The sequence below is a fragment of the Candidatus Babeliales bacterium genome (assembly GCA_035944115.1).
GTDB lineage: Bacteria > Babelota > Babeliae > Babelales > Vermiphilaceae > DASZBJ01.
On record DASZBJ010000038.1, the window covers coordinates 84,747 to 106,206 of the forward strand.

The window sequence follows — 21,460 nt, forward strand, 5'->3', positions numbered from 1 at the left end:
GAAATCCTTAATGTCGATTATTTGAGTTTCGATAAAAATGATAGTGCATGTCGCATGAGTACATCAAAAGGAAGTATGTTATCGGGATATGCATCGTTAAGATGTTTCATGGTGCGGCTAATTTCTGTCTGTGTGTAGTTAAGCGAAGAAAGCACTTGCGAAACGGTGCTTAATTGCTTAACAGTCCCCGTAGATCCTAAGTCGATGCCCGATTTGAGTAGTTGGGCAACTTTGTGTTTGAGTTGTACGATAATTTGTTCTGCTTTCTTTGCGCCAATGCCGTTTATTTTATAGAGCGCTGCATCGTTACCGGTTTGTACTGCTTCTAAAAAAGCTGCTGCGCCAAGGCTATCAAGGATAGTTAATCCAATTTTTGGACCAAGACCCGAGCAACTGATGATAAGCAAAAAAACTGTTTTATCTAATTCCGTTGAAAATCCAAAAAGAGAAGGACCTTGTTCTTGATTCCAATGAAGATATGTTTGGATAGTGGTAGGTTCATTGAGAGTAAAAGCAGTGCCATTGGGTACTTGGATTGTAAAGCCAATACCGCCAACATCAATGACGATCTGCTGCTTATCGCTTAATTTTACTAACCCAGTGACATAGCTCAACATATAAATCTTTCTGTGCGATTCGAACTTTTTTTGAGAAATACAGTTACTCAGTAAACCTAAAAAAAGGAGGTTAGGCAAGGAGAATGTCATGCTGTTTGTTGATAGAAGAAAGATAGGGCTTGCGTATATCATGTGGCTAAAGTTACAGATTTAGTAATTCTAAGGACATGACATATGCCTTCTACGGCGAAAATAACTGTTATGGGTGGTTAAAACAATTCAGAATGCGATCCTGTTCTTATTAAAATTAATTCTTCAGTGGTTAACTGGTATATCAAAAGCCAATCCGGTTCAATATGACACTCCCAGCAATCGGAATAATTGCCTTTGAGTTTATGGTTTTTATTTTTGGGAGGAAGTGGCCTATTGAGCTGAAGCTCGCTAATGATATGGGCCAGTTTTTCCATATTATGCTTTTGTTTTATAGCAGTTTTAAAATCTTTTTTAAATTGTGACTGCCAGACTATAATGAGCATGTCGTTAACTCAGTTTTTTAAAAAGCTCTTCTACGGTAACTGCTTTCTTGAGGCCTTTTTTTGTTTTTAAATCATCAAGAGCCTGTTTCGTTATTTCATTCGGAATATGGCTTTCTGGGCATTCTGAATAATGCTCTAGTCCGCGCTCTAAAAGTTCTACAACAACTTCTCGCATGCTTTTGCCATAAAAAGCTGCGAGCATTTTGAGTTTTTTATGGTCGACTGTTGGAATATCTATGGTAACCCGTGTATTGGTCTTATTTGTCATTATAGTCCTCTTTTAATATGTTTTTCTCTTATTGTACCATAAATACATAAAAAATTAAATACGTTGATATGTATTTACTTAAAAAAGGCTGTTTTTTATTTGAGACAAACGAGAAAGTTACCACGTTGAAGCAACGAATTCATCTAAAACTCGTTGACAAATACGGATCACATGGTACCCTTTAAGACATTGAATTATTTGAAAATTATGTGGGAATAGCTCAGTTGGTAGAGCGTTGCCTTGCCAAGGCAAAGGTCGCGGGTTCGAATCCCGTTTCCCACTCCATCTTTTGTAAAAAACCGTTGTTTTTATGTGAAAGTTGGTAAAAGCCGTTAATTCTGTTACCATCAACAGTATCTAATTTATCGTATTAGCTATGAAAATCATCTCCTACACGTAATAATCGTGATACATCATAGAGATGATAGAAATCAAAAGGTTTATATTATGAAATCGATTATAGAAGAAGCTTCATCAGTAGCAAAAGCTATAGAAAAGGGATGGGAGCAAGCGGGCAAACCACAAGAATTCTCTGTCCGTGTATTTCAGGAATCAGAAAAAAACTTCATCGGGATGACGAAAACTCCTGCAAAAATCGCAATATTATTTGATTATGCCACTCCAGCGGTTGGGGAGAAACAGGAAAAAAAGCAGACTAAGTATAAATCCGCTCCTGTGCAGCAAAAACATATTTCTCCTACTGAAAAACCAACACACACGCCAGCACCAGCTCAGCAAAAGCAACACGTAAAGCCGGTAAGAGTGGCAGCAGAGCAGCAGCAAGCCAATACCCAAGAGAGGGTTGAAAAAAAGAATGAACCTTTTTGGACGGATGCTATGACTGCTGAAATTACCAGTTGGATGAATGGTGCTTTGCAGTTGCTTGGTAAACCAAACAGTGGCTTTACCTTTGACGTTAAGCGGTATTATTTAAAAATTAGTTTTAATACTCCTTTGTTTGCAGATAAAGAAAAAGAACGTACGGTTTTCAGAAGCTTTGCACATGTTTTGATGCAGGTGCTGCGTAATAAATTTAAAAAGAATTTCCGTGGATTTAAAATCATTCTATTGAGTGAGTAAAATTGTACGTTATATGATGCAAAATCATGATTTAGAAACAATTGTTGCGCAATGTACTCCAATTGGAAAGGGAGCAATTGCCCTGATCCGCGTTTCAGGTATTGATAGCGTGGATATTGTTTCACGAGTAAGTCTGTTACCAGGTAAAAAGTCATTGATGGCATTACCATCACATTCTATTCATTATGGCACGATAGTTGATACGGAGCATCGCCTGATTGATCAGGTGATGTTTTTTTTAATGCGAGCACCAAAAACGTTTACAGGGCAAGACACGGTTGAAATTACCTGTCACAACAATCAGTTTATTGTGCAAGCGATCATTGATCGCTTGGTTTTTGTTGGTGCGCGTATGGCGCAAGAAGGTGAATTCAGTAAGCGTGCAGTGCTGAATGGTAAAATGGATTTATTGCAGGCAGAATCGATTAATGAGCTTATTCATGCACATACCATGCAGGGTCTTAAAAAAACATTGGCGCAGTTAGAAGGTAGCTTTTCTCACGCTATTGCTCAGATCGAACATGCTATTTTAAAAGCAATGGCATTATGCGAAGCTTCGTTTGAATTTATAGACGAAGAGATGACATTTGATGCTCAAATTTCTGGAATTGTAGCGACGACGTTGGGATCTATTGCAGATATCAAAAGAAGCTTTGATCAGCAGCAACGCATAAGAGATGGCATACGCATTGCGCTTATAGGATCGGTAAATACGGGCAAATCTTCTTTGTTTAATGCATTGCTTCATAAAAAGCGATCGATTGTGACGAGCATTGCCGGAACGACACGAGATGCAATTGAAGCAGGTATGTATCGTAACGATCAATATTGGACATTAATTGATACTGCTGGACTTCGTGAAACAGATGATGTTATTGAACAGGAAGGGATCGGTATATCATTTAGGCATGCGGCGTGCAGTGACGTGATATTGTTGATTCTTGATGGTGCACGTGTGGTATCTGATAAAGAGCAAGTGGTTATTGATGAGTTATATAGTACCTATAATGATAAGATTATAACGGTGTGTAATAAAAGTGATTTGCTCAGCGAGTTTGAAAGAAAATCTAAAAATATTTTATTCGTTTCAACAAAAACGGAAGAAAATATCGATTTGTTAGAAAAAAAGATAGAAGAAAAGGTGGCAGAATTATGTGCTCAAGCAAATGCGCCTTTTTTACTTAATATGCGTCAGTTTAATGTACTATCTTCGCTAGAAAAAAAATTGATGATAGTGCAAGCGATGGTTTCTCGTGAAATTGCGTATGAACTTGTTTCATGTCATTTAAATGATGCACTTGCATGTTTGAGTGAGTTGACTGGTAAAACAGTGAGCGAGCAAGTTCTGAATACAATATTTAAGGAATTCTGCATTGGAAAATAAAAAATTAAAAGGGCAAGGTTGTTGGATTGTTCAACAGCTTTATCTAATGGGTTGTGATAGGGATCTAATACGAATTTAGGGAATAAAAATATGAAAAAAATTGTTATTTTTACTTCTTCTGGCGGTGGCGGACAGATATCAGTTACCAAAGCGCTTGCAGAGCATTTGTCGGGTGCCTATCAAATAGTGCCATCCTATATCTTTGCATCCGTGTTAGGATCTATTGATCTTATACAGACATTAACATTTGGAAAATATACGGGTGAAGATTTATATAATCATCTTCTTGCAAAACAAAGCTTAAAGATTTTCAATGGTCTTTTTTATAAGTTAGGTAGTATGTATTATGGTTTTTATCATAAACGGACCAAAAGATTACTCAAAGTCTATTTAGAAGAAGAGAAGCCGGATTTAGTAATTTCTGTAATACCGTATGCCAATCAAGGAATTTTAGAGGCAACGCAAGAATTAGGGATTCCGTTTTTACTATTCACTGCTGATTTAGATCCATTTATTTATTTGCATAACATGGAATATTGTGATGATAAATTATTCAAATTGGCGGTACCGTTTAGCGATCCAGTGCTTTTATCTCATGTAGAAAAATATGCAGTTTCTCAAGACAATGTTGTTGTAACGGGATACCCGGTGCACCCAGCTTTTACACAAAAGAAAGACTCCGCTGCAATCAAAAAAGAGCTACAAATTCCAGCAGATAAACCCGTGGTTTTTGTGCTTCTTGGTGCGCTTGGTTCACCATCGCAATATACGTTTGCTCAAGAGCTCGCTTCAATTTCATACCCGGTACATATCATTTTTGGTGTGGGTAAAAATCATGAGATGAAACAGAAAATTGAAGACATTGCATATCCTGAACATATCACGAAAATGGTTATTGGCTTTACAGATCGCGTGGCTGATATTATGGCGATATCTGATATTTTGCTCACAAAATCGGGCTCAGTGAGTTTTTGTGAAGGATTGTATATGAACGTGCCAATGTTACTTGATGCGACTGCTGACACGGTTATACAGTGGGAAAAAGAGAATCACGTACTTGTTGAACGTCTTGAATTTGGTGTTTCAATAAAAAATTATAAGCAAGCGGTTGATATGATTACGTATTGGTTGGCAAATCCCGAGGAGCTGCAGAAGGTAAAACAACGAATCATGAATTTTGAAAAGAAGGATGGATTGATCGGTTTGCAACAGATGGTAGGTCGATTACTCGAAACGTCGGTTGTGGTGCAAGCGCGAACTTTTCAAGAATATCGAATCGCGTCGAAATTGAATTTGTTAGATTAATGGTAATTTCCAGAAAAAAGGGACTACTTTTATGGCAGTCCCTTTTTTTGATCTTAATTATGAGTAGATGATATGGATTTCATCACGTCTGTTAGGAGCTTGTTGTGTGCGGTCACCAGTTATAGCGACGCCATTAACAACAACAGGCATTTCTGAACCGCGTCCTACAATTTCTATGCATTCTTGAGGAACACCAGCATTGATGAATCGATCAGCGAGAACTCGGGCTCTTTTTTCAGACAACGCTAAGTTATAAGCAGCAGCGCCTGCTGATTTGCATGCATGTCCTTCGATAACAACCTTTGGTAGATCTGCTTCATCACCAAAGAATTTGCATTCTTCTATAGCACTTTTAACAAGAGCTACGTTGTGTGCAATATTTTCTTCTTGGTTTTTTGTAAGGTCATATGAGTTGAACTCAAACTGTATGTTTTTACAAGGGTTATTGTTGTTGTATGTTGCTTCCACCCAAGCAAAATCATCAGTAAATGGATCAGAGAATGTTCCATTATTGGCAAGACCAAGCTCATCATTTGAGATAAACTCTCCCATTTCTTCATCAAATGAACTTGAGCTTGTTAATGGGATATCGATATTCATGCGCGTATCTTTTTTACTTTTTGCAACAGTTGCTGGCTGGTTTCTTTTGTCTTTTTTACGACTTCCACCACATCCAGGCAAACTTACGAGTAGCACTAACGATAATAAACCAAATTTCTTCATAATGTCCTCAATTCGTTTAAATATAAAAGCTACCAGACGCAACTTTAACACAAGTTTGATCAATTTTCTACTCATGAAGATGATTATCAGTTATATTAACACTATTTAAAATATCTCCGTGTTATGTCGCATGGAGAGTTAATTACAATGGATATAGGATGAAAAAAATAATAATCAACAAAACTCCTTGGCAAACAAGAATAGCTATATTGGATAATCAAGAGTTGCAAAATATTTATTTTGCTCCTCACCAAGGAACTCAGCTTGAGCGTAGTTTTTTTAAAGGAATTATTACTAAAGTAATTGCAGGAACGCAGAGTGCTTTTGTTGATATTGGGCAAGAAAAATCAGGTTTTCTTCATATTTCTGAAGTCGATCATGAACTTGCAATACAAAAAATTAGCGCCACAACGCAAATTGATGATGACGAGCCGGTAAAAGATGAAGAGCCAGTAAAAAAAATATCAAAACGAACCCACCATTCTCCGGATATTAAAGATATATTTAAAGAAGGTGATCCGGTTCTAGTGCAAGTGAGTAAAGAGCCTATTTATGAAAAAGGTCCTAAATTAACAACGTGTTTTACTCTTCCAGGACGATTTATTGTTTTGATGCCAAATATTCCTCGTATTGGTATCTCTAAGAAAATAGAATCGAGAGAAGAACGAATACGACTTAAAGAGATAGTGCGCGGACACCTACCTGAAGGCATGGGCGCCATTATCCGTACTACTTCAGAAGAACAGAGTTCGAAAAATTTAATAAAAGATATCGACTTCTTGGTTGAAACGTGGAAACAGATTCAAAAGAAATTTAAAGCAGCGCAGTCAGTAGAAAAAATTCATGAGGATTTAGATTTAGAGTTTCAGGTAGTGCGTGATTCTTTAGATGATGATGTTGAATCTATTATTGTGGATGACAAAGAAGCGCAGCGTAGAATGTATAAATTTGTAAAAGATATTGCGCCTGAACACAGCCAGAACATTCACATATACACTGACCAAGCAAATATTTTTGATTACTATAACATTTCAGCACAAATTGAAGCTGCGTTAAAAAAACAGGTCAATTTAAAATCTGGTGGTTCTTTGATTATAGAATCGACTGAGGCTATGACAGTAATTGACGTTAATACTGGTCGCTTCACCGGTAAAAAAAGTTTAGAAGACACTATTTTTAAAACTAATTTAGAAGCCGCTGGAGAGGTGGTGCGTCAGTTGCGATTGCGTAATATTGGCGGACTGATTGTGATTGATTTTATTGATATGAGCAGCAGTTCAAATCGCAACAAGTTATTCAATACGCTCGGTAAAACCCTAAAAGAAAAAGACAAATTTCAATCAGTTGTTTTGAAAGTTTCAGAATTTGGACTTGTTGAAATGACACGCAAGCGGTCGGGTAAAACATTAGTACAAGAACTTACTAATACATGTCGCGCTTGCCATGGTCTTGGTTTTATAAAATCGCTACAAACTGATTGTTATGCAATTTTTAAAGAATTAAAAACAGCGATTGCGCAAGGTAAGGATTACAAAAAGATCCTTCTTGGGGTTAGCTCGGCCATGTTTGATTATATAACATCGACAGAATATGATGCGATATTACAACTTGAAAAAATGTGTTCTTGTAAAATAGAGGTGGTTCGAATGGCTGATTTTGCCACTGGGCAATACACAATTGAAAAAAAGTGATACAGTAATTACGTTTAGATCTTGAAATATGGTCAATTGATGCATATCGTTGGCCTTATTTTTTAGTATGCAAAAATTAAGGAATTATTGTGTCAAAACAGGATTCAGTATTGAGTCGGTATCCAGATTATACGATTAATATTGGTATAGAGGTACACACTCAGCTTACGACTAAAAGTAAAATTTTTTGTTCATGTCCTAATGAAGTGACTATTGAGCCTAATAAAAACATCTGTAATGTTTGTGCGGGGCATCCTGGAGTTATGCCAGTGCTTAACAAACAGGTTGTTGATTATGCGATCGCCGCGGGACTTGCTACCAACTGTACGATAAATCCTATTTCGACGTTTGCACGTAAGCATTATTTTTATCCTGATTTACCAAAAGGGTATCAAATCACGCAAAGTGATAAGCCGATCTGTCTGGAAGGATACGTGCCCATACGACTTGAGGATGGTACGGTGAAAAATATTCGGCTTATACGAATACATATTGAAGAAGATGCGGGTAAAAATATTCATTCTCCGTATGGTAATGAAAGTTTTGTAAATTTAAATCGCGCAGGGACTCCGCTTTTAGAGACCGTTACGTATCCAGATATTGAAAGCACAGATGAAGCAAAAGCATATTTGAGAGCATTACGATTAATTGTGCAGCAGCTTGGCATCTGTAGTGGAAATATGGAAGAAGGCGCATTTAGAGCAGATACGAATATTTCTGTGCGCAAAAAAGATGCAAAAGAGTTAGGAACTCGCGTTGAGCTTAAAAATATTAACTCTTTTAAGTTTATTGGTGATGCAATTGAGTATGAGATAGAGCGTCAGATCAACGTACTGCAAGCTGGAGGCAAGGTTTATCAAGAAACGCGTCTTTGGGATAGTAAAAATAAAAAATCGATTGTTATGCGTGGTAAAGAAGAAGCCGCGGATTACCGTTATTTTCAAGACCCAGATCTGCCACGATTGGAAGTTAATCCAGATTGGATCAGCAGTATACAAGTAACGTTACCAGAGCTTCCTTATGAAAAATTTGAGCGATTTATAAAAGAAAATGGACTGTCTGCGTACGAAGCTGAGATTATCGTTGACGATTTGGAACTGGCTAATTATTTTGAAGCAGTTTGCGCAGTAACAAAAAGTAAAAATAGCATAAATTGGATATTGCGTGATCTGATGGGATATATCAAAGAAAGCAAGATATCATTGTCTGAATGCAAAGTGACGCCAGCCTATTTAGGATGTATTGTTGATTTGCTCGATGCAGGTAAAATTAATAACCACACCGCGAAAGATATTTTTGCAATGGTAGCGGAAACAGGAAAAGATCCTGTTGTTATTATCAAAGAGCAAGGACTGGAGCAGATTGGTTCAACAGAAGAACTGGAAGTAATCATTAAAGAGATCATTGCTGCTAATCCTGAAAGTGTTGCGGAGTATAAATCGGGCAAAGATAAGCTATTTGGATTCTTTGTAGGACAAGCGATGAAGAAAACAGCGGGTAAAGGAAGTCCGGCAGTGATTCAAGACCTTTTGAAAAAACATCTACAGTAAATTATATAATTTTTTTTGATCTATTAATAAGCGTAGGAATTGTTTCCTGCGCTTATTATTTTTTGTATCTGTAACACAGGCGATATTTATATACTCTTGTTTTTTTTGGTGATGCGGACTATGGTAAACGGCGTTGGCATTGATGATTGAGATGAGAAGTAAAAGGGAGTTATATGAAGCGACTGTTGATTGTTTTTTGTGGTATCTCTGTATCCTTTGCAGCGCCCCCTCCTGCAGTAGAAGCAAAAAAAACAGTGGGGGCAGATGGGAATACGTATATAGATATTACTGTTAACGCGGAAAGTGGTAGTAAGGCAGATGCTGCTAGTAATGGCAAGTTAGAAAAAGAAAAGGAAGATCCAGAAGACTGCAGTAAATATATTGATAAAGAGTTATTGCACAGAATGAGATGGGTTTCTTATGAAAAATGGGTAGAAAATATGGCCCATTTTTCCAAGTATAAGCGAGAAAAATATCTAACACTTTCAGCAAGAGAAGAAAATTTTGCTAGTCTTAGGGGTCATTATAAAAAAATGCGTCAAAATAGACCTGTTCTTGAAAAACAGTATGGAAAAGAGTTTGTAGATCATGTAATAGATACTGTTTATGGACATTTTTTAGAAGAGGAAAAAAGGATCAACAAGCGCACTTGGTTTAATAGTCCATTGGAGAAGTTTATAATAGCATATGAGGGTGTGAAGTATAATCCTATAACAGGGGAGTGGGAGTAATGTGGAGAAAGCAATTTGTGTTCATAGTTCCGTTTATTACGTTTTTTTGTCATATAAAGGCGGGAGCTGATGGTAATAGTGAAGGGGAACTTAAAGTTAATAAAGCAAAAAATGGGGATCTGTATATAAGGTTAAATATAAACAGCATAAGCAAGGCGATAAGCAATTCGAGTGTGCAAACTAATCCTGTTCCAGAACCAATCAAGCATGTGCCGCAAAAAATGGTTCAGACCTCTTTGGATGATTTGCCTGAGCAGCACCCGCAGGGCTTGTTTTCTACGGTGTTTGGAAATATGCATAATTCTTTGCATTATACGGCGCGATGGGGGGTTGGTTTATCAATTTGCGCCTATTTATTAGTGCTTACTAAATTAATGCGGGCCTCGCGATTGATAGGAAGTGAAGGTTCCTGGGCGGTGTGGCGATCCGATGTACCAACGGCGGTATTACAAGAGCTGAGTGTCGAGGTAGTTGCGCATGAACTGTATGAAGCAATTCAAAGAAAATATATATTTGCGGAGTTACAACGTAATAATCTTATGTTGATGGGGCTGTTTTCTCGTGATGTGGATCATGAGCTTGATCGTATGCATCAATTTATTTCTTTACATGCGCGGATTGATAGAATGTATATGTCTATTTTATTTCCTAAGCAGACAGATTTGATACAGCAGGTGCATTATTATATTGATAGGCTTAATTTTTTGAAGCAAATTCTTGAGCAATGGATGCACGTGAACATTTAGGTGTTATATATGCGTATTCTGTACACAGGTTGGGCAATTGTATTGTGCGGTATTGTATCATGTCCTGTATACACAAAAGATAGTAAAGATACATCTTTTGATCAGGCGGTCCAGGCGATTATCAAGGAAAAACCACAAATAATTGCCCAAGCAGAAAAAATTAAACAAAAACCAGTGTTATGGTACACCTACGAAGAAATGCGAAAATCGATTGATGCGGTTGCAGCATTGTACTTGTTATGGCGCGTGGCAAATATTTATTATTATACATATCATGCGCCGATGCTTATTACTCAAGAAAATATTATCTTAAGGGGATTACGATATATTGGGGGTGGAAGCCTCCCATCGTTAATTGGTGTACATTTGATTCCACAGTCATTACAGGTTTTTATTACTTATTTTGGGTTTGCGCGCGCAGTGGTGCTTGTGGCATTAGAAATTATTATATATAAAACAGTTGCCAAGGTTATTTTATATTGTTGTTATGCCGATTTGTTTGATGTTGTCGAGCAGGGGGCAATACGGATCAAAAGGCTGATTTCTGCATTCTTGTTATAAAGGATCTTGGTTAGAGCCTATTTTATGCCTAGAGACGATTTTTATTGAAAATAAAAGGTTTAAACCATTGCTTTTTAGTTATTCTATTTGTTACTTTTAACCATATAGAGCTCTAATGTATATATTTGAATGAAATATATATACCTGTTTTTGTATATGCAATCAGAGGGCATTGGCCTTATCTAATTGTTATATACGTACACTATTTAATATTCAATTTTTAGGAGGATTACTTATGAATAACAAACCAATGGATAAAAAGATGGATAGATCTACAGATAAATCTGTTAATCCAAAATCTGCAACTCCACAAAATCAACATGGTCAGCAAAATCAGCACAACAAACATGCTGATAAAGATCAGAACAAAAACATACACGCTGGTAAAAACAAATCAGAAGAATGTGATGATCGGTCATGCGACAATAAAGCGAAACGTAGCTAAATCCTACACTAGCTAAATTTGTTAATAAAAAAAGGGGTGACTTTGGTCACCCTCTTTTTCGCTTTTAAACTTTTTTGTTTTTAAAATTCACAAGAGAAAATAAGGCCGACTGCACTGAATAATGCAGATCGCTGTCCATTGAATGGAATTTTTCCATATAACCATAATGAGGGTCGCGCTGACGCTTCAGGCAAGTGGCACCCAAAATCATACCCTATTTTTCCTACAAAAGTATGAGCGGTCCATTCTTGTAAGCTGACTGCTGTATTGGCAATACGATTTGAGTGATAAGGAAAATCAACTGCGATTTTGTCATCACCATGTTTTAGGTATTGGTAATTCAGTCTGCATGATAAGCCTTTGCAAAACTCCTCAAATCCTATGTATAAATTAAACTGTTGCGTGAGTCCCCAATCTTTATATGCACATGCTTTTTGTAAGAGTAAGAGATCGGTCTGACTGTGATCGGTTTTGACGCGGCGGTATCGGCTGTTGCCAAATAAATGGAGTAGTTCCACGTCCACACCTGCATACATATAGTCTCCTAGTGTCAGTTCAATACTGCCACCAAAAATAAGCCCCGTTGCTCCATCATGTCCAAATGGCAATGCAAATATTTTATCATCGTCTTGTTTTAGTCCTGTTGGTAGTGATAATCCTATGCGTGCATTGAGCTGTACGTTTTTTAAAAAGGGTTTTGCTTGTTTAAAATTTTCTAGCCATTCAAGTAATAAAACGCCGTCTCCTAAACCGGTACGATGCCATCCCTCAATCGAAAGTCCCCTGCCATACTTATTAACAATAGTGGCTAAATTATCAACAATTTCAGTTTTAAATGCTTCATTATTGGGGTTTAGCTCACTGTCATAGCACCAAGATACATTTGATAGTCGCATGCTATAGACAGGAAGATAAAAACCGAGAGACAGGCCATGATTAAAAATAAATCGTGTGGCAAAAGAGAAGCTGTAGCGAAGGTCCAGTTTTCCTGTAGGAATTATGCGTCCCTCTACGCCATCATCTTTAAATGTTGTAAGGAGGGCGGCTAGCTCAAGTAGAAGTGGATCATTTGGATTTCCGTTTGCCATTGCAAGAATATTTTGATCGCTGTTCCAGATGCGCAATGCATTATTGCAATGCTTTTCAGAATCGTATGTGCGTGTTGAAATTCCTGCTTGCCCAAGCGCAGAGCATTGAAACAGTGACTCACAATGGTAGGGAGGCTTGAGAGGTATATCGTGTAATGAGGTGAGTCCCATGCTACACATATAAGATCCATAGCTAATTGTGCTTACTATGATAGATAATTTATACATTGTTCGAGCGGTGATCATCTATTAATCCTTTTGGTTACATTATCGTGCTATAAAAAAGAGGAGATTGTTTGTTTTTTATTTTATTCATTTACTCGTATGCCAAAATCTCCAATGGCAATCCATGTTCCCAGTGCCTCAGATCGTAATATGTGTGAGATACCTTTTGTATTTTGTATATCAATCGGGGCATAGAATGCAGAGAGAGAGAGGCCAAGTTTTAGACCTGGTATGTCAGTGTGAGATTTTTCCACTGCATGAAGATATAATGCGCCATCAGTGGTAAAACTTTTATTAAATTGGGTAAATGTATAGAGGGGGTATAGCTCATTATTATATATACTGTCTCGTATCAGAGAGGCAGTTGTTTTATTATGTGCGGTTTTTATTGCAAAACGGGACAGCGCAGTCCCTTCTCTTTCCGCTGATTTACTCATTGCATATACCATTCCATGTTGTGCATAAGCAAGATCTTGTTCTCGCCCGGTGGTGGTAATCGCGGTCAAATGATAGGTGGATTTTGTTTTATAAGGAACGGAAACAGTAGACCAGTTTGGTTGTGATTCGTTTGTTATAGTTGTTTCTAATAACTGTTCTTTTGTTGCTAGAAGAATGTATGAGTTTGAAACGATAACATCATTCAGCCGGTCCGTTTTTTGGGATATTTGTGCGATTGTTGCGGCTGAATAATCGGGGCTGCTGATATGTATGCGTTCTAATTTTATTGGGGTAAGAATGTATAAATACCCATTATCAAAAATCAGTTTTTTAACATTAGGTTCATTGCTGATTATTTTAAATTCTAATTTGTCGGTAAGGTTATTAAGAGTCGTTTGTAGATCTGATTGCCATCCCTTGCCCTTTTGGTCAGTTAATATCGCAACTCCTTTTTCACCAGCAACAAATAATAAACCACCTTTTGCTGGAGTCCATCCTATTTCCGCTGCATAGATATCGCCGATTTGATTAAGAGCACCGCCGGTGCAGAGTGTAATCGTATTATTATGGGAACGATCTATAAGACCGTGTAGATATTGTGTTGTATCCGGCTCGATAACAGGAGTTGTTTTTTTTGTATTATGGTTAGATTCTGTTGTTATGCACGCAACTTTATTACGTCCTGTTGCAATGAGCAAAGAGGTTGTGGCAATGCCAGGAGTGATGGTGTGTGGGAATTCAAATAAGCCAAAAACTCCCCCCTGTTCTTGAGGGAAAGAGCTGCTGAACCAACTTTGTAATGGTGCAAGAGCGTGCCCTTTGCCCCATTCTGTCGCTGCAATAGTATTAATTTCTTGTTTGGTTGTGCCTTGCAATGTACAAAAAATTCCAGTCTTGTCGTGATAGGTAAATCCAAAAAGATTAGTAGATGGATGTGCTGCGCGTTTCCATGAGCTCCAGGCAGCTATTTTTCCGTCTTTGTCAAAGATAGCTTGTGAATAGTAAATGCCGGGCGCAGTGTTGATTTGATTATCTGATACGAGCACAAAAACAGAGTCGCCGTGTGCTTCAATTGCATCAATAGTTCCCGCGGTAAGAGGACCATTTCCCACACGTGTGGCGCTATTATCATCTATAGCGTCTGTAGTATACATATCGTCTGCTTCTTTTGCCGGTTCAAGAAATGCACGGTGTATGAGTTGCTTAGGGCTGTTTTTAGCAAAGAGCTCCTGTGGAATTGCGCTTTTACAGGCCAATGTACCATGTGCGATGTTATCAGCAGCGCTATTTTCTTGAAATCTTCTATCAACAAGTGGCAATGAATACAGTTGGTTTTTTGTTTCTTGTGGGGTGCCATTGCCTCCTACTACCAGAAGATAAGGAAGATGTGATGTGGGCCAAAATGTACGTACATGATGCAGAGATACTGATTGTTCTGCACCTCGCGTGCCGATAATGTGATTGTTCGAGGTAAATAGGTGATCGGGTGCGATTGGTACAAAAATAAGTGCACCTTGTGGTGTGAATGCGCCAACGAGTAACGCACGTGCACCATCATTTTGCTCTGGCCCTGCAGTTACTTGTAGAGCAACATAGAGACGTTTGAGTTTTGCATCCCAATGCATATCAATTACTGATCCTACAGCAGAAAGATCATTGCCTATTTTTGCTGTTTTAGTACTGCAGTCAATGGGGTATGCACGCGGTACGTTTGCGCTCAGTTGTGCATCAAGTTGCCAAATAGCGGCTTTCTTTACTGATCCTGTTCCTGTAACATGCTTATAAATATTGATAACGGCAATCCCACCACCTGGTTGTCCAAATTCTCCTTGTGAACTTTTTACTGCCGCTAAACAAAATGACATATCGCCAATGCTGCCGAGTAATCTGACTATTCCGGTGGATGGTATGCCAAATGCATCTTTAATGTGACGTGTTACATATAAAGAATCGCTGCCGATAGTTTCTAGAAAATAAATATCGGATGGTGCATCTGCGGGCACTGCAAGAAGACTTTCATGAAACATATTTCCTTGCGCTTGGCTCATAAAGCTGACATCGGCTTGTGTGGCAACCAGAGCAAGATGCGCAATGCCAGTATCATGCAAAGGATTTTTTTGATCTTTTTCTCCATCGATAGTCACTTTTTCTTTCATTAATCCGAAACATGGTCTGCCGTCATAAGAAAGCGCTGTAATGGAGTATTCTTTTGCCAGGTTTTTTTTTGTAGCAGGATGGGCTGCAACATATACCATATCACCTGCCGGACGCGTGATGTATTGTTGCACAGAGAAATCAAATGTTTTATCTGAACTTTTTGTAGGATTTGTAGGATCATGTTTTTTGACAATATGGGGAGATATAGAAGTCGCCCAAGCAAAAAGCAATAATGTAGCGATAGAGGAATTACAGGAATTTTTTGTACGCTTCATCATATTCGTATTCCTTAAGATGGTAAAGAACGGTAGGTCTTTTTTGTAATCATAGGTTTTTATTGTAAAAAATTTTGACAAAAACTACCACTATGGACTTTGAGCTGACCCGGAAAATCTGAATATATTTATTTGCCATATTAAAAACTAATCGAGACAAAAAAGCCTCCGATCGTCGTCGCGAAGACGATCGGGTGTCAAGAATGCTAAGACTATTATTCATGAGTCCATAGCGTTTGTTCTGTTGAAAGAAATTAAATCTTAAATTTTGGATAGGCTCTTTGCCAGCCTGTCTATATTCAATTGAACTTATATCAAAATAAAAAATTATATGTTACGATTCATTTTGATATAAGCAGTGTTTTTATTTATGTATGGTTATTATATGCAAGCTAAAATATTTTCAGCGACCACCATTGGTGTTGACGCGCATTCTGTGGAAGTAGAGGTTGATTTATCTCCTGGACTTATTCAATTTTATATTGTTGGCCTTCCTGATACCGCAATAAAAGAAAGTAGTAAACGTATTCAAACGGCCCTTAAAAACAGTGGTATTCGCTTGCCCTGCAAACGGATCACCGTAAATTTAGCTCCTGCTGATTTAAAAAAAGAAGGAACTTTATTTGATCTACCGATTGCTGTCGGAATTTTACAAGCAGCAGGTCATTTAGAGGTTCCGCTATCATTTCTGCAAGAAACATTGGTGATGGGTGAACTTTCATTGGATGGAAGTATTCGGTTCATAAAGGGAGCGCTTGCCATTGCCTATGATGCACATAAGCTTGGCAAAAAACGGGTCATTGTACCAAAAGAAAATGCCCATGAAGCAGCACTTATTAAAGATTTAACAGTTATTGGAGTTTCCCATTTAACGGAATTAGTTGCTTTTTTGCGTGGTGAATATGAGATCGCGCCAACCCAAAATTCTTTCGATAATTATAGCGAACAAGAATCAACATCATCGGTTGATTTTTCTCAGGTTAAGGGGCAATATCAGGCAAAACGTGCATTGCAGGTAACTGCAGCAGGATCGCATAACATTTTATTCATCGGTCCCCCAGGATCGGGAAAGACGATGCTTGCAAAACGGTTGCCGAGTATTATGCCGCGCCTGACCTTTGATGAAGTGCTTGCGACCAGCAAAATCTATTCTATTACCGGTAAATTGCATGGCACGCCGTTGATCGCGCAGCGCCCTTTTCGTGATCCGCACCACACAATTTCGCAAGCCGGTCTTGTTGGAGGAGGCTCCTATCCACAACCAGGAGAAATTAGCTTAGCCCATAACGGCATTTTATTTTTAGATGAACTTACGGAATTTAAACGTACGACGCTTGAAGTGATGCGTCAGCCGCTTGAAAATAAGCAGGTGAATATTTCTCGCGTTAATCAATCAATAACATTTCCGGCTTCATTTTTGCTTATTGCAGCCCTTAATCCATGCCCATGTGGTTACTGGGGCGATAAAAAGCGTGCATGTAGCTGCAGTCAACAGCAAGTTGGTCGGTATTTAGAAAAACTTTCAGGACCGTTGCTTGATCGGATTGATATTCAGGTGCATGTCCAAGGAGTTGATTATGATACGGTTAAAACAGATCAACTATCAATGAGCTCAGAGCAAATGTGTGTTGGAGTTAATTGGGCATTGCAGGCGCAGAACAAACGATTTGGCAATCCGACTATGCGAAACGCTAATATGCGTTCAGATCAGATAGAGCAGCATTGCATATTGACTCCCGCAGCGGAAGCTGTGGTCAAAAAAGCATTTGATGTGCTTAATTTGAGCATGCGAGGGTATCATAAGATTCTAAAGGTTGCCCGTACCATAGCGGATATAGAAGAAAAAGAGATAATCGATGTGCCACATATTCAAGAGGCGATTATGTATCGTTCGCTTGACCAGAATCGTGATAGTCAGCGTATCTAGGTAACGCGAACTCGACCCAAAGATGCGGATTTTTGAGAAGAGGATTTTGTCTTCTCTTTTGTCGCGAGCGAAGTGAAAGCGTAGCGCGGCCCTACTACGGGCCATATATCTTCTGTCACAGCAAGACACCTAATAAACTCTTGGATCAATGGATCGGTTTTTTAATATAGCAAAGATTTTTCGGACAGACCTTTGCGGTTCTTGCAGCCACGACATATTGTATTTTGTCGCCATTAAAGTATTATTATTACAGTGTTTTTAGCTATTTATAAAATGTTTTTTCTCTTTTGTGTCGATCGGGGATTCATACATGAAAAGATTATTAAAAAAAATGACATTGCCTTTGGTGGCAGTTTGTATGTTTACTGGGCAAATCAGGGGTCATGAAGCCCAGCTATTAATGGCAAAAAAGCCAGAGACTCCTGTTGAAGGTGCGCTGAGCGAAAAATCCAAAACTGGCGTTAATAAAAAGCGTTTGGCTGTGGGGATTGGTCTAATGGCGACAATGCCAGCGGGTATTGGTTTTGAATCTTTTTTATCAACTAGAGTTGGTCGTGGGTGGTTGGACAGTGCATATGCACAACTCACTACATTGCGTAGATACAACGCAGACCCCATAATTGGCGTATTTGTAGTTTTTCCCCTCCAGTACCTGCATTAGCCAAAGGAGGGATGAGGATTTATTTGCCTTATAGGGGACAACCTGCTATCCATTTTTTCCGGGAAGGCGCGTTGGCACTTACCTATTATGGTATTCGCTTATCTACCCCCGCTGCATTTCTGGCCGGATCCTATATTGTATGTAAAGCATTGAAGGCCGCGCATGAGGCCAACCGACAAGGCTGTTGAGCAACATCTGTTATCGCTCGTTATCTGCCAAGGTGTTGCATATCTAATGCACCTAAAGTATCATTATTACAGTGTTTTTTGTATTTTTTAAAAAGGAATAGCTATGAAGGATATCGCGAAAGTAGTAATGATCAGCATAGTATCTATGACATTCTTTGGGTATACAGGGCGTATAGAATCGCAAGCATCATGTACGAAAAGCTCTAATACGACGCCGGTAATAGCGCAGATTAAAGCAATCGCGCACAAAGTTGGTTATATTGGAAATACAGCGGCAAGTACACTGGCAGCGATTTGGTTATTACAGCATCAGGAGATACCAGGGTTTTTAAGTCCGTATATAAGCATGCCTGCTAATCGGGGAGCTCATGTGACAATGCGTGGCTTAATTTCTTTTGCTGGATTATCTATGCTGTACGTAACTTGGGCTAAAGTGATTAAAAGATGGTAAGTTCTTGTAGGGTATATATCGTAAATGTGTTGGGAGGATTTATAATGCATGGTTCTTTAAAAAAAACAGCATTGTTAATTGTTTTGTTTTCAGGTGCAGTTGGTCAGACAGGATATGTGGTTGCCAATAAACCTAAACCAGCGGGCATAGTATCTAAAGTAGGCAATGCCGTTAAAAAAACTGTTGCGACGGTAGTTGGATTACCTTTATTCCTTGCGGCGCCGATTAATGGTGTATTTAAGGTAATGACTTCTGATAAAGAGATGTTTGCTAAATTGTATACAGCGGCTAAAGATTCGCTTGATAAAATGAATTTTGATGAATCATCAAGGTTGCCTGTATTGCATTTTCTTAATCGTGAAGGTATTCGTAAGCAGTGGGCAGCAAACGTTACCTTAGCTTTTTGTGCGACAGTACCTGCTTCTATAATGGGCGCAGTTATTTTGTATCAAACATGGCTTCAAAAATCTATTAATAAAATCCCATCGCGTAAGAGAAAAGAAGATGTGCAGGAGACTGCGCTTTCTCAATTGATGCGGCTGGTTCAGCAGGTTGAATCTGATAAGATTGCAACACAGGACTTAAAAACGATTGTGCAAGACGCAAAGCAGTTACTTGAATCTATTGCGCATTCAGCTGAACGGGCCGAATTTGCTGCGCAACAAGTTGAAGCGCTTGTTAAGCAGCTTGAGTCATCTGATGTGGTTCAAGCAAAAGGTAATTATCATTCTATGAAAGCCTATAAAGATGCGAGAAAGCGACAGGCTGAGGCTGAAGCAGCAGCAGTTGCTGTGGGCGGATTATCATTGCTTATCGCTATAGCGCTAATCGGCATATCTCGATAAAAAATATGATTATGGGCATCGGGATAGATAGTGTTGAAGTTGCACGATGTGTATCCTGGATTGGTTATTCATCTCAGCAATTATCACGAATCTTTTCTCATGATGAAATTAATTATGCGAGCAGCAACCCGGCAAAAAAAGCAGAACGGTTGGCTGCTCGCTTTGCTGCTAAAGAGGCGTTTTGCAAAGGGTTGCACGCAGCATATCCAGGCAATCGATATTCGTTACTTACGGTGTGCAGGGCCGTGGCAGTGCTGCATGGAGGCAATGGTGCCCCATATTTAGTTGTTGATTGGCGCCTACTTGGACTTGATGATCAGCAGGGCATCCGGATTCATCTTTCTATAACGCATACTAAAACAGTTGCGACCGCGTATGTGGTATTAGAATTGTGAAAATGTAAAATTCGTTTAGAATTATAAAGTAATATCAATATAATAAAAAAGTTATCGTTAACGGTTTGAGGAATTTCGAATGAATAGTTCGTCTAAAAAAGTTGTATATGCTTTGTTGTTTTCAGTTGGGGCAGCACAGATGCAGTATGCGGTTGCTGTAGAATTCGATCAGGTGTGCGAATCAGTGGGAAAAGGCCTTGTCCAAGTACTTTCTTTCGCGCGTGATACTACATGTTCAGCAGGAGGTAGTGTAAAAAATGGTGTCGTTGCAGCCGCAACTGGGGTAAAAGATGGCACGGTTGCTGTGGGAAGAGCAATAAAAACCAGTGTTGGGACTCTTGTTGGCGGGGCTTGTTTATTGGCTGTTCCGATTGTTGTGGGTGGTAAACATTTTATTCTGAAAGATATCTTACACTATCATGAATCGTACAAAGCAGATGTTTTGGAAGCGATTAAAGATCATCAATTTGAAAAGCCAGAAAGTTATAAATATAATAAATATGGGCGTAGGGTGCAGGCAGCGGAAGATCAGGGGTCTGAAAATACGCCAGTTGACGATAAAGCGGCTGCAAATAAGGTTATAGAGGAAATGCAGCATGCAAACAATCAATTCTATAAAGATTTGCATGAATTAAGTATTAAATTGGATAGACAATGTGCTGCTACAAGAAACATGGCGCAAATAGGAGATATAGCATTATTTTTAGCAGTGCCTTTATCAGTTGTTGGTTCAATTATTATCTATAAAATGTGGTTTGAAAAAGAGGCTGAAGTTGAAAAAACGGTGAAAAATAGCTAGTTCTCTATGCCTAACCAGCAGAAAGCAGTTATTTTAGGGCGTTTTTCCAATAGGGCATAAACTTATTTTTCTACTTTATTTGACAAAGAATTAAATGTCTTTAATCTAAAGATAATAGAAATCAAAATTGATCGATCTTTTCAATAAGTCAATTTTGATATTAATTTCGGAATATCGCGGGGTAGAGCAGCTTGGTAGCTCGTTGGGCTCATAACCCAAAGGTCGCTGGTTCAAATCCAGCCCCCGCAACCAAGAAAATCAAAATTAAGGCCTTGTATTTACAAGGCCTTTTTCATTAGACCTCTTCTGAAACCATAAAATTTATGGCATACTCATGATCTGTTTATATAAAAAAAGGTTATGAGAACATGAAATATGAAAAATTAAAATCATCATCAGAGGCACAATTTCGCAGAGTAACTGGGGTCAAGCGC

At 38.5% G+C, this 21,460-nt stretch carries 21 protein-coding genes and 2 tRNA genes; 17 read left to right on the forward strand and 6 right to left on the reverse strand.

Annotated features, from left to right (window positions below; all coding sequences use genetic code 11):
• Window positions 1-17 precede the first annotated feature (17 nt).
• The 3 genes from ruvA to VGT41_04625 all read right to left on the reverse strand — a co-directional run bounded on the left by ruvA (window position 18) and on the right by VGT41_04625 (window position 1,361).
• Window positions 18-617, reverse strand: a complete 600-nt coding sequence (gene ruvA / locus VGT41_04615) for a Holliday junction branch migration protein RuvA (GenBank protein HEV2601558.1) — start codon at window positions 615-617, stop codon at window positions 18-20.
• A 209-nt stretch (window positions 618-826) separates the two neighbouring features.
• Window positions 827-1,093, reverse strand: a complete 267-nt coding sequence (locus VGT41_04620) for a type II toxin-antitoxin system YafQ family toxin (GenBank protein HEV2601559.1) — start codon at window positions 1,091-1,093, stop codon at window positions 827-829.
• A gap of 4 nt (window positions 1,094-1,097) precedes the next feature.
• Window positions 1,098-1,361, reverse strand: a complete 264-nt coding sequence (locus VGT41_04625) for a hypothetical protein (GenBank protein HEV2601560.1) — start codon at window positions 1,359-1,361, stop codon at window positions 1,098-1,100.
• 209 nt (window positions 1,362-1,570) lie between these two features.
• Here VGT41_04625 and VGT41_04630 point away from each other — a divergent pair.
• The 4 genes from VGT41_04630 to VGT41_04645 all read left to right on the forward strand — a co-directional run bounded on the left by VGT41_04630 (window position 1,571) and on the right by VGT41_04645 (window position 5,130).
• Window positions 1,571-1,646, forward strand: a tRNA-Gly gene (locus VGT41_04630).
• Between the two features lie 162 nt (window positions 1,647-1,808).
• Window positions 1,809-2,441 carry a hypothetical protein gene (locus VGT41_04635; protein ID HEV2601561.1) on the forward strand — a complete coding sequence of 211 codons (633 nt, stop codon included), beginning with the start codon at window positions 1,809-1,811 and terminating at the stop codon, window positions 2,439-2,441.
• Between the two features lie 13 nt (window positions 2,442-2,454).
• Window positions 2,455-3,825 carry a tRNA uridine-5-carboxymethylaminomethyl(34) synthesis GTPase MnmE gene (gene mnmE, locus VGT41_04640; protein HEV2601562.1) on the forward strand — a complete coding sequence of 457 codons (1,371 nt, stop codon included), beginning with the start codon at window positions 2,455-2,457 and terminating at the stop codon, window positions 3,823-3,825.
• 90 nt (window positions 3,826-3,915) lie between these two features.
• On the forward strand, window positions 3,916-5,130 hold the full coding sequence (locus tag VGT41_04645) for a glycosyltransferase (GenBank protein HEV2601563.1): 1,215 nt from the start codon (window positions 3,916-3,918) through the stop codon (window positions 5,128-5,130).
• 57 nt (window positions 5,131-5,187) lie between these two features.
• Here VGT41_04645 and VGT41_04650 read toward each other — a convergent pair whose 3' ends face one another.
• A complete protein-coding gene (locus VGT41_04650) occupies window positions 5,188-5,853 on the reverse strand; it encodes an OmpA family protein (protein HEV2601564.1) in 666 nt (221 codons plus the stop codon).
• Between the two features lie 158 nt (window positions 5,854-6,011).
• Between VGT41_04650 and VGT41_04655 the strand changes: the two genes are divergently transcribed.
• The 6 genes from VGT41_04655 (at window position 6,012) to VGT41_04680 (ending at window position 11,577) form a co-directional block, all read left to right on the forward strand.
• On the forward strand, window positions 6,012-7,544 hold the full coding sequence (locus VGT41_04655; protein HEV2601565.1) for an Rne/Rng family ribonuclease: 1,533 nt from the start codon (window positions 6,012-6,014) through the stop codon (window positions 7,542-7,544).
• A gap of 89 nt (window positions 7,545-7,633) precedes the next feature.
• A complete protein-coding gene (gene gatB / locus VGT41_04660; protein HEV2601566.1) occupies window positions 7,634-9,094 on the forward strand; it encodes an Asp-tRNA(Asn)/Glu-tRNA(Gln) amidotransferase subunit GatB in 1,461 nt (486 codons plus the stop codon).
• Between the two features lie 173 nt (window positions 9,095-9,267).
• The gene (locus VGT41_04665; GenBank protein ID HEV2601567.1) at window positions 9,268-9,825 is read left to right on the forward strand and encodes a hypothetical protein; all 558 of its coding nucleotides are present in this window, start codon (window positions 9,268-9,270) and stop codon (window positions 9,823-9,825) included.
• Window positions 9,825-10,571 (forward strand): hypothetical protein, encoded by a 747-nt coding sequence (locus VGT41_04670; GenBank protein HEV2601568.1) that lies wholly within the window; start codon window positions 9,825-9,827, stop codon window positions 10,569-10,571. Before VGT41_04665 ends, VGT41_04670 begins: the two co-directional genes overlap by 1 nt.
• A gap of 9 nt (window positions 10,572-10,580) precedes the next feature.
• Window positions 10,581-11,132, forward strand: a complete 552-nt coding sequence (locus tag VGT41_04675; GenBank protein HEV2601569.1) for a hypothetical protein — start codon at window positions 10,581-10,583, stop codon at window positions 11,130-11,132.
• Between the two features lie 235 nt (window positions 11,133-11,367).
• Window positions 11,368-11,577, forward strand: coding sequence for a hypothetical protein (locus VGT41_04680; GenBank protein HEV2601570.1), 210 nt, complete (start codon window positions 11,368-11,370; stop codon window positions 11,575-11,577).
• A gap of 80 nt (window positions 11,578-11,657) precedes the next feature.
• On the opposite strand, the gene VGT41_04685 is transcribed toward VGT41_04680, so the two are convergent.
• Window positions 11,658-12,911 (reverse strand): hypothetical protein, encoded by a 1,254-nt coding sequence (locus tag VGT41_04685; protein HEV2601571.1) that lies wholly within the window; start codon window positions 12,909-12,911, stop codon window positions 11,658-11,660.
• 62 nt (window positions 12,912-12,973) lie between these two features.
• Window positions 12,974-15,763 carry a hypothetical protein gene (locus VGT41_04690; GenBank protein HEV2601572.1) on the reverse strand — a complete coding sequence of 930 codons (2,790 nt, stop codon included), beginning with the start codon at window positions 15,761-15,763 and terminating at the stop codon, window positions 12,974-12,976.
• 382 nt (window positions 15,764-16,145) lie between these two features.
• Here VGT41_04690 and VGT41_04695 point away from each other — a divergent pair, with 382 nt between their 5' ends.
• The 7 genes from VGT41_04695 (at window position 16,146) to VGT41_04725 (ending at window position 21,278) form a co-directional block, all read left to right on the forward strand.
• Window positions 16,146-17,687 carry a YifB family Mg chelatase-like AAA ATPase gene (locus VGT41_04695; protein HEV2601573.1) on the forward strand — a complete coding sequence of 514 codons (1,542 nt, stop codon included), beginning with the start codon at window positions 16,146-16,148 and terminating at the stop codon, window positions 17,685-17,687.
• Window positions 17,688-17,997: 310 nt separating this feature from the next.
• Window positions 17,998-18,348, forward strand: a complete 351-nt coding sequence (locus tag VGT41_04700; GenBank protein HEV2601574.1) for a hypothetical protein — start codon at window positions 17,998-18,000, stop codon at window positions 18,346-18,348.
• Between the two features lie 291 nt (window positions 18,349-18,639).
• Window positions 18,640-18,987: a hypothetical protein gene (locus VGT41_04705; protein HEV2601575.1), complete on the forward strand. Its 348-nt coding sequence runs from the start codon at window positions 18,640-18,642 to the stop codon at window positions 18,985-18,987.
• 44 nt (window positions 18,988-19,031) lie between these two features.
• Entirely contained in the window at window positions 19,032-19,832 is an 801-nt protein-coding gene (locus tag VGT41_04710) for a hypothetical protein (protein ID HEV2601576.1), read from the forward strand.
• 11 nt (window positions 19,833-19,843) lie between these two features.
• On the forward strand, window positions 19,844-20,227 hold the full coding sequence (locus VGT41_04715) for a 4'-phosphopantetheinyl transferase superfamily protein (protein HEV2601577.1): 384 nt from the start codon (window positions 19,844-19,846) through the stop codon (window positions 20,225-20,227).
• A 79-nt stretch (window positions 20,228-20,306) separates the two neighbouring features.
• Window positions 20,307-21,026, forward strand: a complete 720-nt coding sequence (locus tag VGT41_04720; protein ID HEV2601578.1) for a hypothetical protein — start codon at window positions 20,307-20,309, stop codon at window positions 21,024-21,026.
• Between the two features lie 175 nt (window positions 21,027-21,201).
• Window positions 21,202-21,278 (forward strand) — tRNA-Met (locus tag VGT41_04725).
• The last annotated feature ends 182 nt before the right edge of the window (window positions 21,279-21,460 follow it).

Coding starts and splice junctions, on each gene's coding strand:
- ruvA (HEV2601558.1), bottom strand. CDS start 617: ATGTTGAGCTATGTCACTGGGTTAGTAAAATTAAGCGATAAGCAGCAG.
- VGT41_04620 (HEV2601559.1), bottom strand. CDS start 1,093: ATGCTCATTATAGTCTGGCAGTCACAATTTAAAAAAGATTTTAAAACT.
- VGT41_04625 (HEV2601560.1), bottom strand. CDS start 1,361: ATGACAAATAAGACCAATACACGGGTTACCATAGATATTCCAACAGTC.
- VGT41_04635 (HEV2601561.1), top strand. CDS start 1,809: ATGAAATCGATTATAGAAGAAGCTTCATCAGTAGCAAAAGCTATAGAA.
- mnmE (HEV2601562.1), top strand. CDS start 2,455: ATGATGCAAAATCATGATTTAGAAACAATTGTTGCGCAATGTACTCCA.
- VGT41_04645 (HEV2601563.1), top strand. CDS start 3,916: ATGAAAAAAATTGTTATTTTTACTTCTTCTGGCGGTGGCGGACAGATA.
- VGT41_04650 (HEV2601564.1), bottom strand. CDS start 5,853: ATGAAGAAATTTGGTTTATTATCGTTAGTGCTACTCGTAAGTTTGCCT.
- VGT41_04655 (HEV2601565.1), top strand. CDS start 6,012: ATGAAAAAAATAATAATCAACAAAACTCCTTGGCAAACAAGAATAGCT.
- VGT41_04665 (HEV2601567.1), top strand. CDS start 9,268: ATGAAGCGACTGTTGATTGTTTTTTGTGGTATCTCTGTATCCTTTGCA.
- VGT41_04670 (HEV2601568.1), top strand. CDS start 9,825: ATGTGGAGAAAGCAATTTGTGTTCATAGTTCCGTTTATTACGTTTTTT.
- VGT41_04675 (HEV2601569.1), top strand. CDS start 10,581: ATGCGTATTCTGTACACAGGTTGGGCAATTGTATTGTGCGGTATTGTA.
- VGT41_04680 (HEV2601570.1), top strand. CDS start 11,368: ATGAATAACAAACCAATGGATAAAAAGATGGATAGATCTACAGATAAA.
- VGT41_04685 (HEV2601571.1), bottom strand. CDS start 12,911: ATGATCACCGCTCGAACAATGTATAAATTATCTATCATAGTAAGCACA.
- VGT41_04690 (HEV2601572.1), bottom strand. CDS start 15,763: ATGATGAAGCGTACAAAAAATTCCTGTAATTCCTCTATCGCTACATTA.
- VGT41_04695 (HEV2601573.1), top strand. CDS start 16,146: ATGCAAGCTAAAATATTTTCAGCGACCACCATTGGTGTTGACGCGCAT.
- VGT41_04700 (HEV2601574.1), top strand. CDS start 17,998: ATGAAAAGATTATTAAAAAAAATGACATTGCCTTTGGTGGCAGTTTGT.
- VGT41_04705 (HEV2601575.1), top strand. CDS start 18,640: ATGAAGGATATCGCGAAAGTAGTAATGATCAGCATAGTATCTATGACA.
- VGT41_04710 (HEV2601576.1), top strand. CDS start 19,032: ATGCATGGTTCTTTAAAAAAAACAGCATTGTTAATTGTTTTGTTTTCA.
- VGT41_04715 (HEV2601577.1), top strand. CDS start 19,844: ATGGGCATCGGGATAGATAGTGTTGAAGTTGCACGATGTGTATCCTGG.
- VGT41_04720 (HEV2601578.1), top strand. CDS start 20,307: ATGAATAGTTCGTCTAAAAAAGTTGTATATGCTTTGTTGTTTTCAGTT.